At 68.2% G+C, this 14,435-nt stretch carries 16 protein-coding genes and 2 tRNA genes; 12 read left to right on the top strand and 6 right to left on the bottom strand.

Going from position 1 to position 14,435, the window contains the following annotated elements; genetic code table 11:
• Positions 1–93: 93 nt before the first annotated feature.
• Positions 94–167 (bottom strand) — tRNA-Gly (locus tag B0293_RS37840).
• 84 nt (positions 168–251) lie between these two features.
• On the opposite strand from B0293_RS37840, the gene B0293_RS37835 reads away from it, so the two are divergent.
• From B0293_RS37835 to B0293_RS37795, 9 genes are all read left to right on the top strand, one after another.
• Positions 252–325 (top strand) — tRNA-Pro (locus tag B0293_RS37835).
• A 390-nt stretch (positions 326–715) separates the two neighbouring features.
• Positions 716–1,156 carry a GNAT family N-acetyltransferase gene (locus tag B0293_RS37830; RefSeq protein WP_039918342.1) on the top strand — a complete coding sequence of 147 codons (441 nt, stop codon included), beginning with the start codon at positions 716–718 and terminating at the stop codon, positions 1,154–1,156.
• 60 nt (positions 1,157–1,216) lie between these two features.
• On the top strand, positions 1,217–2,383 hold the full coding sequence (locus B0293_RS37825) for an ROK family transcriptional regulator (RefSeq protein ID WP_052014474.1): 1,167 nt from the start codon (positions 1,217–1,219) through the stop codon (positions 2,381–2,383).
• A 96-nt stretch (positions 2,384–2,479) separates the two neighbouring features.
• Positions 2,480–3,499 carry an ABC transporter substrate-binding protein gene (locus B0293_RS37820; protein WP_005158323.1) on the top strand — a complete coding sequence of 340 codons (1,020 nt, stop codon included), beginning with the start codon at positions 2,480–2,482 and terminating at the stop codon, positions 3,497–3,499.
• Positions 3,496–4,257, top strand: a complete 762-nt coding sequence (locus B0293_RS37815; protein WP_005158322.1) for an ABC transporter ATP-binding protein — start codon at positions 3,496–3,498, stop codon at positions 4,255–4,257. The genes B0293_RS37820 and B0293_RS37815 overlap by 4 nt, the downstream gene beginning before the upstream one ends.
• The gene (locus B0293_RS37810) at positions 4,257–5,093 is read left to right on the top strand and encodes an ABC transporter permease (protein ID WP_005158321.1); all 837 of its coding nucleotides are present in this window, start codon (positions 4,257–4,259) and stop codon (positions 5,091–5,093) included. The genes B0293_RS37815 and B0293_RS37810 overlap by 1 nt, the downstream gene beginning before the upstream one ends.
• Entirely contained in the window at positions 5,090–6,424 is a 1,335-nt protein-coding gene (locus B0293_RS37805) for an LLM class flavin-dependent oxidoreductase (RefSeq protein ID WP_005158320.1), read from the top strand. Before B0293_RS37810 ends, B0293_RS37805 begins: the two co-directional genes overlap by 4 nt.
• The gene (locus tag B0293_RS37800; RefSeq protein WP_005158319.1) at positions 6,421–7,323 is read left to right on the top strand and encodes a TauD/TfdA dioxygenase family protein; all 903 of its coding nucleotides are present in this window, start codon (positions 6,421–6,423) and stop codon (positions 7,321–7,323) included. Before B0293_RS37805 ends, B0293_RS37800 begins: the two co-directional genes overlap by 4 nt.
• A gap of 27 nt (positions 7,324–7,350) precedes the next feature.
• Entirely contained in the window at positions 7,351–8,568 is a 1,218-nt protein-coding gene (locus tag B0293_RS37795) for an RNA polymerase sigma factor (RefSeq protein ID WP_005158318.1), read from the top strand.
• Here the strand turns inward: B0293_RS37795 and B0293_RS37790 are convergent.
• The gene (locus B0293_RS37790) at positions 8,565–9,011 is read right to left on the bottom strand and encodes a nuclear transport factor 2 family protein (protein WP_005158315.1); all 447 of its coding nucleotides are present in this window, start codon (positions 9,009–9,011) and stop codon (positions 8,565–8,567) included. The two genes, B0293_RS37795 and B0293_RS37790, sit on opposite strands and share 4 nt — an antisense overlap.
• 2 nt (positions 9,012–9,013) lie before the next feature.
• Positions 9,014–9,889 carry a TIGR03619 family F420-dependent LLM class oxidoreductase gene (locus B0293_RS37785; RefSeq protein WP_005158304.1) on the bottom strand — a complete coding sequence of 292 codons (876 nt, stop codon included), beginning with the start codon at positions 9,887–9,889 and terminating at the stop codon, positions 9,014–9,016.
• A gap of 123 nt (positions 9,890–10,012) precedes the next feature.
• Between B0293_RS37785 and B0293_RS37780 the strand changes: the two genes are divergently transcribed.
• Entirely contained in the window at positions 10,013–10,783 is a 771-nt protein-coding gene (locus tag B0293_RS37780; RefSeq protein WP_005158302.1) for a hypothetical protein, read from the top strand.
• Positions 10,784–10,900: 117 nt separating this feature from the next.
• Here B0293_RS37780 and B0293_RS37775 read toward each other — a convergent pair whose 3' ends face one another.
• Both B0293_RS37775 and B0293_RS37770 read right to left on the bottom strand, forming a co-directional pair.
• Entirely contained in the window at positions 10,901–11,710 is an 810-nt protein-coding gene (locus B0293_RS37775) for an Fpg/Nei family DNA glycosylase (RefSeq protein WP_005158299.1), read from the bottom strand.
• A gap of 1 nt (position 11,711) precedes the next feature.
• Positions 11,712–12,185, bottom strand: coding sequence for a ribose-5-phosphate isomerase (locus tag B0293_RS37770; RefSeq protein ID WP_039918231.1), 474 nt, complete (start codon positions 12,183–12,185; stop codon positions 11,712–11,714).
• 39 nt (positions 12,186–12,224) lie between these two features.
• Between B0293_RS37770 and B0293_RS37765 the strand changes: the two genes are divergently transcribed.
• Positions 12,225–12,950, top strand: coding sequence for a 2-phosphosulfolactate phosphatase (locus B0293_RS37765; RefSeq protein WP_005158293.1), 726 nt, complete (start codon positions 12,225–12,227; stop codon positions 12,948–12,950).
• Positions 12,947–13,750 (top strand): MBL fold metallo-hydrolase, encoded by an 804-nt coding sequence (locus B0293_RS37760; protein ID WP_005158291.1) that lies wholly within the window; start codon positions 12,947–12,949, stop codon positions 13,748–13,750. Before B0293_RS37765 ends, B0293_RS37760 begins: the two co-directional genes overlap by 4 nt.
• Here the strand turns inward: B0293_RS37760 and B0293_RS37755 are convergent.
• On the bottom strand, positions 13,747–14,367 hold the full coding sequence (locus B0293_RS37755) for a mycothiol-dependent nitroreductase Rv2466c family protein (protein WP_005158288.1): 621 nt from the start codon (positions 14,365–14,367) through the stop codon (positions 13,747–13,749). The two genes, B0293_RS37760 and B0293_RS37755, sit on opposite strands and share 4 nt — an antisense overlap.
• Between the last annotated feature and the right edge of the window lie 68 nt (positions 14,368–14,435).

The following is a 14,435-nucleotide window of genomic DNA, read 5'->3' as shown; positions in this document are numbered from 1 at the left end:
CCCTCAAGGAGGCCTTCACGGACCGGACCTGGGACTACCCTGGACACGAAAGAACCCGCAGGCCAGAAGGCTTGCGGGTCTCATTCGAAGCGGTGGAGCGGGTGACGGGAATCGAACCCGCGTAGCTAGTTTGGAAGACTAGGGCTCTACCATTGAGCTACACCCGCGTGCCCCCGAAGTACCGGGTGCGAAAACAGCTTAGCGTGACCCGCTAGGCTGTGCGCACACCCCCCGGCAAGATCGGGGAGTCACGGGATGTGGCGCAGCTTGGTAGCGCATCCGCTTTGGGAGCGGAGGGTCGCAGGTTCAAATCCTGTCATCCCGACTCAAGGTCTTCGACCTGCGAGTTCGTCGGCCGGCCGGGCCGATTCGAAGTCGGCGCGGCACTCAGCGACCCTCCGCTTCGAGGATTTCACTTGCCGCGCGCATCCCAGACCGCCCCGAAGCGCGATCTCGGTTGCCCGGTACTCCTTGTGGTCCGCACTGCGGACAGGTGACCTCGACTGTGTGGATTTTGGTGCGTTGGATGACCCGAAATCCACACAGTCCCGCGTGACCGGTCCGATCACCGCGGGGTGTGTGGAAATAGGGACACTCAACGTCCCTGTTTCCGCACACCCCTCACTTCGAGTCACACCTCACGAGCAGCAGGCATCCGCCCCGCCGGCTCGCTAGACCGATCGCCGCACCCCGATCCTTCGCTTTAATGGCGATCATGGAGATCCGCCAGGCACTCACCACCGACGCCCCCGCCGTGACCCCCTTGCTCGCCCAGCTGGGCTACCCGGACAACGAGGTGGACGACGTGCGCCGCCGGCTCGAACGCTGGGAGCGTCATCCCGAAGGAGCCGCGTTCGTCGCCGTGTCGGGCGACGGCGTGGTCGGCGTCATCGCGGTGGTCGCGATCCCGCTCCTCGAACGGGAGGGCTCCGTGGGACGGATCGTGGCCCTGGTGGTGGACGAGTCCCAGCGCGGTACCGGCGTCGGACGCGAACTGGTCGACGTCGCCGAAGCGGAAGCGCTGCGGTGGGGCTGTGTCGCCATGGAGGTCAGCAGTTCCCGCCGCCGGACCGGCGCGCACGCCTTCTACCGGGCGCGAGGGTACGAAGACCGCTGTGAGCGCAGCGCCAAGTTCTACCGCGAACTGACCGCCTGACCAGGTCCCGGATGGTGAGAGCCCTAGGCCCTCCGGCACCCGCTTGCGAATATCGGCACCGTGACCGGCAGGCGGAGCGCCAGTGCCAGCGCGGTGCTCCGCGTGGTGCTGGACGAAGGGGCGATAGCGCGCAGCACCATCGCGCGCCGCACCGGGCTGAGTGCCGCCGCGGTCACGGGGCATGTGGCGGAGCTGATGCGCCGCGGCTTCCTCACCGAACTGCCCGAGGTCGCCGGCGCGGTCGGCAGGCCGCATGTGCCGGTGGACCTCGACACCGAGCGGTTCGTGGTGTGCGGCGCGCATATCGCGGTCGACCATCTCACCGTCGGCCTGCTGGACCTGCGCGGGAAAGTGCTGGCGCAGCTGGAGGCACCGCATCACGGCGCCGAGCCCGCCGTGCAGGTCGCGCAGATCGCGGAGCTGCTCGACGACCTCCTCATCGGGCACGCGCCGGAGCGGACGCCGCTCGGGCTGGGGGTGGCGACCGGCGGGTGGGTCGACGAGGCGTCGGGGACGGTGGTGGAGCACGGATTGCTCGGCTGGCAAGGGGTCCCGCTGCGCGATCTGCTCACCGAGGTCACCGGGCTCGACGTCCGGGTCGACGGGCATTCGCGGGCGCTCATCCACGCCGAACGTCTGCTGGGGCAACCGAGAACGCGCAGCAGTGTCGTCCAGTTGTTCACCGGCAACGTCGTCGACGCGGCCTTCGCCACCGGCGACACCGTCCATCACGGTCCTCGTTCGGCCGCGGGCGCCGTCGCGCATCTGCGGGTCGATGACAGCGAAGAACCGTGCCGTTGCGGGCGTTCCGGCTGTCTTGAGGCCACGGTGTCCGAGCGCACGGTCGCCCGCAAAGCCGCCGAGGCACACCTTCTCGAAGAGCCGACTTTCACCGACGTGCTCCATTTGGCGACATCGGGAAACAAAGGCGCCGTCGCCATTTTCCAGGAACGCGCACGGATAATCGGACAGGCCGCCGCTTTGCTCTTCGACGTCCTCAATCCGGAGATTCTCATCGTGCTCGACCAGAGTGTACGCGACGTCGAAGGGTGCCTTTCCACGATCCGGGACGAGGTCTCCCAGCGCTCCTGGATCTGCCAGGACGCGACCGAAAACGTTGTGGCGTCGAGCTTTCCGGGGACAGAGCTGGCGACAGCAGGCGGGGCGGTCATGCTGAACGCACTCTACGAAGATCCGCTTTTCACGTACCTCGCCAACGCTTCTTGAGCCGGGGTTACTTCACTAAATCGCAAAATTGACGCTCTCCATCGGGCCTGCGAAGAATCTCCTTCAACGACGCGAACCCGAACGAAAGAGCCCACCGTGAAGAAACCAGTGCCCTTGATCGCCGCGCTCCTCGCCGGATTGGCGCTGTCGGGCTGCGGCGCCTCCGCGAGCCCGGCGGGCGTGGCCGGGCAACCGGAGAAACTCGAACTCCGCTACCAGGGTTCGGCCAACAACGTGACCTTCCCCGAACTCGCCGAAGACCTCGGGTACTTCGGCCCGGTCAAGCTCAAATGGGTCGGCAACACGATCAGCGGACCGCAGGACATCCAGTCCGCCGCCACCGACCAGACCGACTTCGGCGGCGCCTTCACCGGCGCGGTCGCCAAACTCGTCGACGCCGGCGCCCCGATCAAGGCCGTCGTCAACTACTACGGCTCCGACGACAAGACCTTTTTGGGCTTCTACGTCAAGGAAGACAGCCCGATCCGCAACCCTCGCGACCTCATCGGCAAGAAGGTCGGCGTCAACACCGTCGGCGCGAACCTGGAGGCAGCCCTCGACACCTGGCTCAAACGCAACGGCCTCTCCGACGCCGAGATCGACCAGGTGCAACTGGTCGTCCTCCCGCCGATCAACACCGAACAGGCCCTGCGCAACGGCCAGATCGACGTCGCCGCGCTCAACGGCGTCCTCCAGGACCGCGCCCTCTCCGTCGGCGGGGTGCGGCCGATCGTGAAGGACGTCGACGCGTTCGGCCCCTACAACGGCGGGCCGTACGTGTTGCGGACCGAGTTCATCAAGAAGTACCCGGAGACCACGAAAACCTTCGTCACCGGGGTCGCCAAGGCGATCGAATGGGCGCGCACCACGCCGCGCGAGGAGGTCATCGCCCGGTTCACCAAGATCATCCAGAACCGCGGCCGCAACGAGAACACCGAGACGCTCAAGTACTGGAAGAGCACCGGCGTCACCAAGGGCGGGCTGATCTCCGACAACGACTACACGCTCTGGACGGACTGGCTCAAGCAGTCCGGGTTCATCAAGAACGACCAGGTCGACCTGAAGAAGATCTACACCAACGAGTTCAACCCCTTCCGTGAAGGCGGTGCCGCGTGACCGCCAAGATCAGTCTCCGTTCGGTCACCAAGACCTTCGGCGCCCTCACCGCGCTGGACGACGTCTCCCTCGACATCGAGGACGGCACGTTCCTCTCCCTCGTCGGCCCCAGCGGTTCCGGCAAGTCGACGCTCCTCGACCTGCTCGGCGGGCTCGCGAAACCCACGTCCGGCGAGGTCCTGATCGACGGGAAGCCCGTCACCGGACCAGGCCTGGACCGCGGCGTGGTGTTCCAGCAGTACGCGCTGTTCCCTTGGCGCACCGCACGCGCCAACGTCGAGTTCGGGCTCGAAGGCGGCACGCTGAACAAGCGGCAGCGCGCCGACCGAGCCCGGGAATTCCTTGACCTGGTCGGGCTTTCCGGCTTCGAAGACCACCTTCCCCACGAGCTTTCCGGTGGCATGAAGCAACGCGTCGCGATCGCGAGGAGCCTCGCCTACGACCCCGACGTCCTGCTGATGGACGAGCCGTACGCGGCGCTGGACTCCCAGACCCGCGAACTCCTCCAGGAGGAACTGCGGCGGATCTGGAAACGCACCGGCAAGACCATCGTCTTCATCACCCACAGCATCGAAGAAGCCGTCTACCTGGGCCAGAAGGTCGCGGTGCTCACCTCGCGGCCGGGCAGGCTCAAGGACGTCGTCGACATCGACCTCGGCGACCGCTCGAACGACGACCTGCGCTCGGCGCCCGCGTTCGTGGCGCACCGGCACCGGCTGTGGGAACTCCTGCACGACGAGATCCGGAGGGCCGCCTGATGACCGCCACCCTCGAAGCACCGACCGTCCACACTGGACCGCAGGTGACCGAGAAGCCTCGCAATAAGAGTCGGCTGGGTAAGGCTTTCCGCAGCTCGGCGGCGATCCTGCTCTTCCTCGCCGTCTGGGAGCTCGCTCCCCAGTTCGTGCTCGACGAGGGCACGAGGACCTTCCTGCCGCCGCTGTCGGAAGATCTCGTCGCGCTCTGGGAACTGATCCTCAACGGCCAGTTGGCCGATCACCTGCTGGCGAGTCTCGGCCGGTCCGCCGCCGGCTTCGTGATCGCGGTGGGCGTCTCGGTCCCACTCGGGCTGCTGATCGCGTGGTATCGCCCGCTCGCGGAGTTCCTGAACCCGCTGCTGGAACTCGCCCGCAACACCGCCGCGCTGGCGCTGCTGCCGGTGTTCACGCTCCTGCTCGGCATCGGCGAGGTGTCCAAGATCGCGCTGATCGTCTACGCCTGCGTCTGGCCGGTGCTGCTCAACACGATCGCCGGGGTGAACACCGTGGATCCCTTGCTGGTCAAGGCCGCGCGTTCGCTCGGGCTGTCGAGCCCGAACCTGTTCCGCAAGGTGATCCTGCCGTCGGCGGTGCCGACCATCTTCACCGGCATCCGGATGGCGGCGGCGTACTCGATCCTCATCCTCATCGCCGCCGAAATGGTCGGTGCCAAGGCCGGACTCGGCTATCTGATCAACAACTCGCAGGTCAACTTCCAGATCCAGCAGATGTACGCCGCGATCATCACGGTGTCGGTGCTGGGCCTGGCCATCAACGCGGGCTTCGTCGCGCTGGAGCGGCGGTTCTCCACCTGGCGTGTCAAGGAGAAGGCATGAACTCGCCGAAGAAACAGCTGCACCTCAACGCGTTCGTGATGCCGAACGGTCATCACGAGGCAGCCTGGCGGCATCCGAGCACGGATCCGCGCCGCGCAGCGACGCTGCGGCACTATGTCGACATCGCCCGCACGGCGGAGCGCGGCAAGCTGGACTCGCTGTTCCTCGCCGACGGCGTCGCCTTGTGGGGCAACGTCCGCTACAACTCGCACACCCTGTTCGAGCCGCTGACGCTGCTTTCGGCGCTGGCCGGGGCCACCGAGCGCATCGGCCTGATCGCCACCGCGTCGACGACCTACAACGAGCCGTACCACCTGGCGCGGAAGTTCGCGTCGCTCGACCATCTCAGCGGCGGCCGCGCGGGCTGGAACATCGTGACGTCGGCGGGTGAAGACGAGGCCCGCAACTTCAACCGCGACGCCCGGCCGGCACACGCGTTGCGCTACGAGCGCGCCACCGAATTCGTCGAGGTGGCCAGGAAACTCTGGGACAGCTGGGCCGACGACGCGGCCGTGATCGACAGGGCGAGCGGGGTCTACGCCGACACCGACCGCATCCACCCGATCGACCACAACGGGCCGCATTTCCAGGTTCGCGGCCCGTTGAACATCCCGCGTCCGGTGCAGGGCCATCCCTTGCTGGTCCAAGCCGGTTCGTCGGAAACGGGCAAGGAGTACGCGGCCCGGTTCGCCGAGGCGGTGTTCACCGCGCAGCAGACCTTCGCCGAGGGCAAGGCCTTCTACGACGACGTCAAGGGACGGCTCGCGAAATACGGGCGTTCGCCGGAGGAGATCAAGATCCTGCCGGGGATCAGCCCGATCCTGGGCCGCACCGAGGCCGAGGCGAACGAACGCGAGGCCGAACTCAACGCCCTGATCACGCCCGCGTACGGCGTGCGGCAGTTGTCGAACATGCTCGACCACGACCTGACGCCGTACCCGCTCGACGGTCCGCTGCCCGACGTCGGCACGTACACCGAAGGCGCGCAGAGCCGGTTCGAGCTGGTCACCGGCCTGGCGAGGCGCGAGAACCTGACCATCCGCCAGCTCATCGAGCGGCTCGCGGGCGGCCGTGGTCACCGCGTCTTCGCCGGCACCGCCACGCAAGTGGCCGACCAGTTGGAGCACTGGTTCACCGAGGGCGCCGCGGACGGTTTCAACGTCATGCCGCCCACGTTGCCCGGCGGGCTCGACGATTTCGTCGACCTCGTGGTCCCAGAGCTGCAAAGACGCGGTCTGTTCCGTACCGAGTACACCGCCACGACCTTGCGCGGCCACTACGGCCTCGCCCGTCCAGCCCATCGAATCGCAGTGAAGGAGCACGCCGCATGACCGCCCTCAACACCCAGGTCGAAGTCCGCAAGATCACCGGCAGGATCGGCGCACAGGTCCTTGGCGTCGACCCGGCCAAGGAGCTCGACGCCGCGACCGTCGCGTTCGTGACCGACGCGCTGCACGAACACAAGGCGCTCGTCTTCCGCGACGTCGACCTCGACGACGCGGGCCAGCAGCGGTTCGCGGAGCACTTCGGCGAGCTGACCAAGGCGCACCCGACCGTCCCGTCGGTCGACGGTGAACCCGCCATCCTGCCGGTCGACAGCGAGCAGGGCCGCGCGAACCAGTGGCACACCGACGTCACCTTCGTGCACAACCCGCCGAAGGCCAGCACGCTGCGCAGCCTGGTCGTGCCGCCCTACGGCGGCGAGACGCTGATCGCCAACTCGGCCGCCGCCTACCGTGACCTGCCGAAGCCGCTCCGGGCGTTCGCGGACACGCTGCGCGCCGAGCACACCAACGACTACGACTACGCGAAGGCGCCGGAGACCCTCGACGAAGCGGAGCAGGAGCGCCGCAAGGTGTTCGTCTCGCAGAAGTTCCGGACGGTCCACCCGGTGGTGCGGGTGCATCCGGTGACCGGCGAGCGCGGGCTGTACATCGGCGGGTTCGCGCAGCGGATCATCGGGCTGTCCAAGGGCGAGTCGCGGGACATCCTGCGGCTGCTCCAGTCCTACGTGACGCGGCCGGAGAACGTCGTCCGGGTGAGCTGGGAGCCGAACCAGCTGGTGCTGTTCGACAACCGCATCACCCAGCACTACGCCGTCGACAACTACGACGACCTGCCCCGCCGCCTGAACCGGGTCACCGTGGCGGGCGACGTCCCGGTGGACATCGACGGGGTGCCGAGCGAATCCCTCGAAGGCGACGCTTCGCACTACTCCCCCGTCGCCTGACGCCCTGAATGGGGTAAGACTGGCGTCGTGAAGGACGATCGTCAGGTGGAAGCGCTCCTCAGGGAGCTGGCCCCGCAGGTGATCGGGTTGCTGGTGCGCAAGCACGGGCAGTTCGACGCCTGCGAGGACGCCGTCCAGGAAGCCCTGCTCGCGGCCGCGCAGCAATGGCCGGAGCAGGGCATCCCGGACAGCCCGAAGTCCTGGCTCGCGACCGTCGCGTCTCGGCGGCTGGTGGACGAGTGGCGCAGCGAGAGCGCGCGACGGCGGCGCGAGGAGAACGACGCGCTGATGGACCCGGGTGAACCGTCCACCGTGTCCGATTCGGACGACACCCTCACGGTCCTTTTCCTGTGCTGCCACCCTTCCCTGTCCGCGCCCTCGCAACTCGCGCTCACGCTGCGCGCGGTCGGCGGCCTGACCACGGGCGAGATCGCGACCGCGTTCCTGGTCCCGGAATCGACGCTCGCCCAGCGGATCAGCCGGGCGAAACAGACCATCAAGAAGGCGGGCGCCGAGTTTGTCCTGCCGCCGTCCGCTGAGCTCGCCGAACGGCTGCGCGTCGTCCTCCAGGTGCTGTACCTGATCTTCAACGAGGGCTACACGACCAGCGGCGGCCCCGACCTGCACCGCGCCGACCTGACCGCCGAGGCGATCCGGCTGACCCGGCTGCTGCGGCGGCTCATGCCGGACGAGGACGAGGTCACCGGCCTGCTGGCGCTCATGCTGCTGACCGACGCCCGCCGCGCCGCCCGCGCCGGTGAGGACGGCTCACTCGTCCCCCTCGCCGAACAGGATCGTTCGCGCTGGAACGCGGAAACGATCGCCGAAGGGGTCTCGCTGGTGAGCGGAGCCCTGGCGGCGGGCCCGGTCGGGCCGTACCAGGTGCAGGCCGCGATCGCCGCCGTCCACGACGACGCGGCCACCGCGGCCGACACCGACTGGTCGCAGATCCTCGCGCTCTACGACGTCCTGGAGAAGGTCTCGCCCGGCCCCGTCGTCACGCTCAACCGCGCCGTCGCGGTCGCCGAGGTCAACGGGCCGGAAGCGGGCCTCGAACTGCTCGCCACGCTCGACGACGACACCCGGATGAGCCAGACCCACCGGCTCGATTCGGTGCGCGGGCACCTGCTGGAGCTGGCCGGGGACGCCGCCGCCGCACGCGAGGCGTACCTGCGGGCGGCCCGGAAGACCGCGAGCGAACCCGAGAAGCAGTACCTGACCCGGCGCGCGGAACGGCTCGGCTAGTCCTCGGCTTTGCGGGCGGTGGCCATGGCGCGTTCGGTTTCCCAGAACGCCCGCATCGACGCGATCAGGCCGTCCTCGCGCACTCGGTAGACGAAAACGCCATCGGTGTCGACGCGATAGCCACCGGGCAGGTACGTCGTGATCGTCCCGACGTTCGCGACCTCGTCCCCGGCCGCGTGGGAATCGCGGATGGTGAACTGGAAACGCTCGACGTTCGCGATCGTCTTGTCCCAGAAGGCACTGATGCCGTCCTGGCCGTGGTGCCCCTTGCCCTCTTCGTCGAACATCGACGGGCCGATCGGGTCTTCGACGACGGCGTCCGGGGCGAAGAGCGCGAGCCACGCGGTCTTGTCCCCGGCGGTGACGGCGGTCATCGAGCGGAACGCGGCCTGCCGCGCGGGCGGCTGCTCGGCGGCCGGATCCCAGCAGACGTCGACACCCATGCTCAGTCTCCGATCTTCGCGATGATCTCGTCGCCGAACTTCTTGATGGAATCCAGCTTCGGGCCGACCTCGGCGTCGAAACCCAGGCCGTCGAACACCCACGGCATGGTGATGATGTCGGTGACGCCGATGTCGCCCTGCTCGCGGTAACCGTCCAGACCGAACTTGTCGATGCAGACGGCCTGGTACTCGAACGGGTCTTCGGCGCGGCCCTGATCGGCCAGCAGCCCGCGCAACTTGGCGATCGTGTCGCGGAGGTCGTCGAACTTCATCATCGCCGAGGACCAGCCGTCGGCGACGCGGGCGGCCCGGCGCAGCGCGACGTCGGTGTGGCCGCCGATGTAGAACGGCACCTTCGACGGCGGTGTCGGGCTCATGCGGAGCTTGTCGAAGTCGAAGAACTCGCCGTGGAACTCGACCATCCCGCCGTCGAGGATCAGCCGCAGCACCTCGATGGCCTCGTCCACCCGCTTGCCGCGCTTCTCGTACGGCGCGCCGCACCAGCGGAACTCCTCCGGCGACCAGCCGACGCCGAGCCCGAGACCGAACCGGCCGCCGGTCAGCGCGGCGACCGAGTTGACCTGGCGCGCGAGCAGGACCGGATTGCGGGAGCCGAGTTTGAGCACGGAGGTGTAGAAGGTCAGCCGTTCGGTCACCGCGCCCATCGAGGCGGCCGCGACCAACGGATCGGCCCAGGGCGTCTCCTCGGTCCAGAACCGGCTGCCGTCGGGCGTGTACGGGTAGTCGGCCGAGACCGTTTCGGAATAGAACAGGGAATCCGGGAGCGCGATCGAGGAGAAACCCGCCTCTTCGGCGGCCCGGGCGAGCTCGCCCAGCTGATCGAGCGGATTCATCGCGATCGACAGGGTGAACTTCATGGCGCGAACTATAACTTGTTCTAGTTTCACTCGCCAGTGGTGACCAGGAGCACCGGCGGGAACCCTCGACGGGCCGACCGCGTTGTCCGGATCAAAAGGCCGAACGATTCCTGGAGTGAACCCATGGGTACCGCGATCTTCCTGATCGTGCTCCTCGTCGTCGTGGTCGGCGGCGGCATCTACTTCGCGAAATCCCAGGCGGCGGCCAAGAAGCGCCAACTGGACGACGCGAAGGCCGACGCACGGCGCCTCGTCGAGCGGCTCGGCGGTCAGGTCATGAACCTCACCGGCACGGACACCGCCTCCCAGCAGGCGATGGCGGACGCGTCCGAGCGCTTCACCGCGGCCGGCTCCCAGATGGAGCAGGCGCAGACCATCGAGCAGGCGCGCCTCGTGCGCGAGACCGCCATCGAAGGCCTCTACTACGTCCGCGCCGCCAGGCTCGCGATGGGCATGGACCCCGGTCCGGAACTGCCCGGCAGCGAAGAGCGCGACAGGGCGGGCAAGGTCACCGAGCACCGCTCGGTCGACGTCGAAGGCGAGCACTACGAGGCCTCGCCGGACCCGAGCCAGCGGACGCCGCACTACTACCCCGGCGGTCGCGTGGCGGGCCGTCCGGTTCCGCAGGGCTGGTACAGCGAGCCGTGGTGGAAGCCCGCGCTCGTCGCCGGCGCCTGGGGTCTCGGTTCGATGCTGCTGTTCAGCGCGATGTTCTCCGGCATGGCCGGTGTCGCCAGCGCGTCGGCCTGGGAGTCGGGTTACGACGCGGGCCAGGAGGACGCGGCCGCGGACATGGGCGGCGACGCCGGAGGTGACATGGGCGGGGACGCCGGTGGGTTCGACGGCGGCGGTTTTGACGGTGGCGGCTTCGATGGCGGCGGCTTCGACTTCTAGCCCCGGCTCCGCCTCTCAAGCAGCAAGTCCGTGAAGGCCTCCTTGAGGGACCCTGGGTCCCTCAAGGAGGCCTTCACGGACTTAAGCGGACACCTGCCCAGGCACAGGAAAAGCGAGTCAGGCGGGTTGGCAGGTCGGGCACCAGAAAAGGTTCCGCGCCGCCAGATCGCTTCGCAGCACCGGAGTCCCGCAAACGAGACAGGGCATCCCTTCGCGGCGGTAGACGTAGACCTCGCCCCCGTGCCGGTCCTGCCGCGGCGCACGGCCGGTCGCCTCAGGCAGGTGTTCCGGCGCGACGGTGTCGATCCGCCCCACCCGGACACCGTGCCGCATGAGCGTCACGAGATCCGCCCACATGTCGTCCCACAGCCCGCGATCGAGCGCGCGGCCGGGGACGAGCGGGGCGACACCGTGCCGGAACAGCACCTCGGCGCGGTACACGTTGCCGACGCCCGCGAGCACCGACTGGTCCATCAGCAGCGCCGCGATCGACGTCTTCGACCGGGAGATGCGGTCCCACGCCTTGTCCGGTTTCGCGTCCCGACGCAACGGATCCGGACCCAGCCGGGCCTTGATCGCGTCGACCTGGGGCGCGTCGAGCAGCTCGCACTGGTTCGGGCCGCGCAGGTCGGCGGAATGCGTCGGGCCGACCAGCCGCATCCGCACCTGCCCGACCGGTTCGCCCACCGGCAGCGGCACGTCGGAGAACGTGCCGTAAAGGCCGAGGTGGACGTGCACCGTCCCGTGTGGACCGTAGTCGTGGAACAGGTGCTTCCCGTACGCCTCGGCCTTCACCAGCACCCGGCCGTCCAAACGGGACGCTTCGGCGGCGAACCGTCCTTGCGGACTGCTCACCTCGACCGGGTGACCGGCGAAACGGCGTTTGTGCAGACGTGCCAGGCGATGGAGCGTATGCCCCTCGGGCATGTCAGTTCTCGGGAAGCGGCGGCGGCCAGCCGGTGTTCTCGTAGTCCAGGATCTGCTGGACGCGGCGGCCGTGGCGCTCGTCCGGGCTCGGCGGGGTCGCGAGGAACGCCTCGACGATCTCCGTGGCCTCTTCGGTGGTGTGCATCCGCGCGCCGACGCCGATCAGCTGGGCGTGGTTGTGCTCGCGGGTGAGCTTCGCGGTCTCGACGCTCCACGCGAGGCCGGCGCGGGCGCCCTTCACCTTGTTGGCCGCGATCTGCTCACCGTTGCCGGAGCCGCCGACGACGATGCCGAGGCTGCCCTCGTCCGCGACGACGCGGCGGGCCGCCTCGATGCAGAACGCCGGGTAGTCGTCGGCCGCGTCGTAGACGAAGGGGCCGACGTCCTCGACGTCGTGGCCCTGCTCCTTGAGGTGGGCCACGAGGTGGTTCTTCAGTTCGAAACCGGCATGGTCAGAGCCAAGGTAAACACGCACAGCGCGGAGTCTGCCATCACGTTCCGGGGCGAGCATGCTGTGGGGGTGGACATCAGACTCGAATGGGGTTCCGAGGGTGTCGAAGCGCTGGGCCGGACTTGCGCCGTTCTCGTCGTCGTCGACGTACTTTCCTTCTGCACCACAACGGATCTCGTCCTCGGCAACGGCGGGCGGGTACTGCCGGTCCGCTGGCGCGATCACCGCGGCGAGGAAGCCGCGAAAGAACAAGGCGCCCTCCTCGCGGGTGAAGGCGCGTGGACCTTGCGACCTTCGTCTGTGACGGAAATCCCTTCCGGCACGCTCCTCGCGCTCCCCTCCCCCAACGGCGCCACGCTCTGCGACGCCGCCGCCACGACGGGTGCCGAAGTCCTGGCGGGCTGCCTTCGCAACGCGACCGCCGTCGCCGCCCGCGCCGCGGAACTCGCGGACGGCGCGCCGATCGGCGTCATCCCCGCCGGAGAACGCTGGGGCATCGACATGCTCACCGAAGCCAAGACGTTCGGGCCGCTGAGGCCGTGTGTCGAAGACCAGCTCGGCGCGGGAGCGATCGTCGCCGCGCTGAACGGCTACGGCCGCCTGTCCGCTGAAGCGCGTCTCGCCGCCATCGCGGCGAAATCGATCGACATCGCCGAAGCACTGACAGAGTGTTCTTCAGGGCGTGAGCTCGCCGCAGCCGGGCACGGGAACGACGTGACCCTCGCCGCACAGCTCGACACGAGCAGCACGGTTCCGCTGCTGCGCAACGGAATTCTGGAGGATCTGTGACTTGGCTCGAACTCGCCGCCGGGGTGTACGCCCGCCGGTACGAGGAGCTGGACCTGACCGTCGGCCTGGTCGTGGGCGACGACCGCTGTCTGGTCGTCGACGTCCGCGGCGACGTCGACCAGGGCGCCGAACTGGCCGCCGCGGTCCGGGAGATCACGCCGCTGCCGTGGTCGGTCGTCTACACCCACGCGCATTTCGACCACGCCTTCGGCACGACGGCGTTCCTGCCGTGTGACGTCTGGGCCCACGAAGGCTGCGTAACCGAACTAGCCCAGTACGGCGAGCAAGCGCGTCTCAAATGGATGGCGAAAATGGAGTCCGAGAACCGCCCGGAGATGGCGGCGGCCTTGGGACGCACCGAGATAGTCATGCCCACCCGGCTGGTCTCCGACACCGCCGAGATCGACCTCGGCGGCCGCACCGTCGTCCTGCGGTTCCTCGGCCGTGCCCACACCGACCACGACCTCTTCGTGCACGTGCCGGACGCGGGGATCATCTTCGCGGGCGACGCCGTCGAGAACGCCGAAGCGGGCTTCAGCGCCTACTCGTTCAACGAAGACAGCTCACTCGTGGAGTGGACCGAGGTGATGGGCGCGATCCTCGCGCTGGGGCCGAAGACCATCGTCGCCGGGCACGGAGACCCTGTCGACACCGCCTTCATCGAGAAGCACCGCGAAGGGCTGCGCGAACTCATCGCGCTCAAAACCGAGATCGCGGCAGGAGACCTCACGACGGACGAAGCCGTCGCGAGGTCCCCCTATCCCGGCGATGTCACCAAGGCGGCCCTGGAGACCCCTTAATCGAAGTTAAGGTCCCCGCTCCGGGTGCGCTTCAGCTCGAAGAAGTCCGGGTAGCTCGCCAGCGCGCGGGCGCCGTCGAAGACCTTGACGGCGTCCTCGCCGCGCGGGATCGAGCTGAGCACCGGGCCGAAGAAGGCGACGCCGTCGATGTGGATCGTCGGGGTGCCGACGTCCATTCCGACCGGATTCATACCTTCGTAGTGACTCTTCTTCAGCGCTTCGTCGTACTCGGTCGACTCCGCGGCCTCGGCCAGCTCGGCGGGCGCGCCGATGGCCTCCAGGGTCTCCTTGATGACCTTCGGGATGTCCTTGTCGCCCTGGTTGTGGTGGCGCGTGCCGAACTCCGTGTAGAAGTCGCGCAGGGCCTCCTCGCCGTTCTTCTGCGCCAGCGCGGTCGCGACTCGGACGGGGCCCCAGCCGCGGCCCAACAGCTCCTTGTACTGCTCAGGCAGGTCCTCGCGGCCGCTGTTGAGCTCGGACAGGCTCATGATCCGGAACCTCAGGTCGAGGTCGCGGTGCTTCTCCACTTCGAGGATCCAGCGCGAGCTGATCCAGGCGAAGGGGCAGATCGGATCGAAGTAGAAGTCGACCTTGGTCGTCTCGGACGGGGCGGTCATCAGGTTCTCCCAGTGCCATCGTCTTGGGGTGGGCCGGTACACACAGTGCTACACAGCGAGCCAACATC

This window comes from Amycolatopsis azurea DSM 43854, assembly GCF_001995215.1.
Lineage (GTDB): Bacteria > Actinomycetota > Actinomycetes > Mycobacteriales > Pseudonocardiaceae > Amycolatopsis > Amycolatopsis azurea.
The sequence above is the reverse complement of the archived record's forward strand: the minus strand, read 5'-3'. Positions and strand labels throughout refer to the sequence as shown.

Bases quoted from the DNA above. Each gene is read 5' to 3' on its own strand.
- B0293_RS37830 (WP_039918342.1), top strand. From the start codon at position 716: ATGGAGATCCGCCAGGCACTCACCACCGACGCCCCCGCCGTGACCCCC.
- B0293_RS37810 (WP_005158321.1), top strand. From the start codon at position 4,257: ATGACCGCCACCCTCGAAGCACCGACCGTCCACACTGGACCGCAGGTG.
- B0293_RS37805 (WP_005158320.1), top strand. From the start codon at position 5,090: ATGAACTCGCCGAAGAAACAGCTGCACCTCAACGCGTTCGTGATGCCG.
- B0293_RS37800 (WP_005158319.1), top strand. From the start codon at position 6,421: ATGACCGCCCTCAACACCCAGGTCGAAGTCCGCAAGATCACCGGCAGG.
- B0293_RS37790 (WP_005158315.1), bottom strand. From the start codon at position 9,011: ATGGGTGTCGACGTCTGCTGGGATCCGGCCGCCGAGCAGCCGCCCGCG.
- B0293_RS37785 (WP_005158304.1), bottom strand. From the start codon at position 9,889: ATGAAGTTCACCCTGTCGATCGCGATGAATCCGCTCGATCAGCTGGGC.
- B0293_RS37780 (WP_005158302.1), top strand. From the start codon at position 10,013: ATGGGTACCGCGATCTTCCTGATCGTGCTCCTCGTCGTCGTGGTCGGC.
- B0293_RS37775 (WP_005158299.1), bottom strand. From the start codon at position 11,710: ATGCCCGAGGGGCATACGCTCCATCGCCTGGCACGTCTGCACAAACGC.
- B0293_RS37755 (WP_005158288.1), bottom strand. From the start codon at position 14,367: ATGACCGCCCCGTCCGAGACGACCAAGGTCGACTTCTACTTCGATCCG.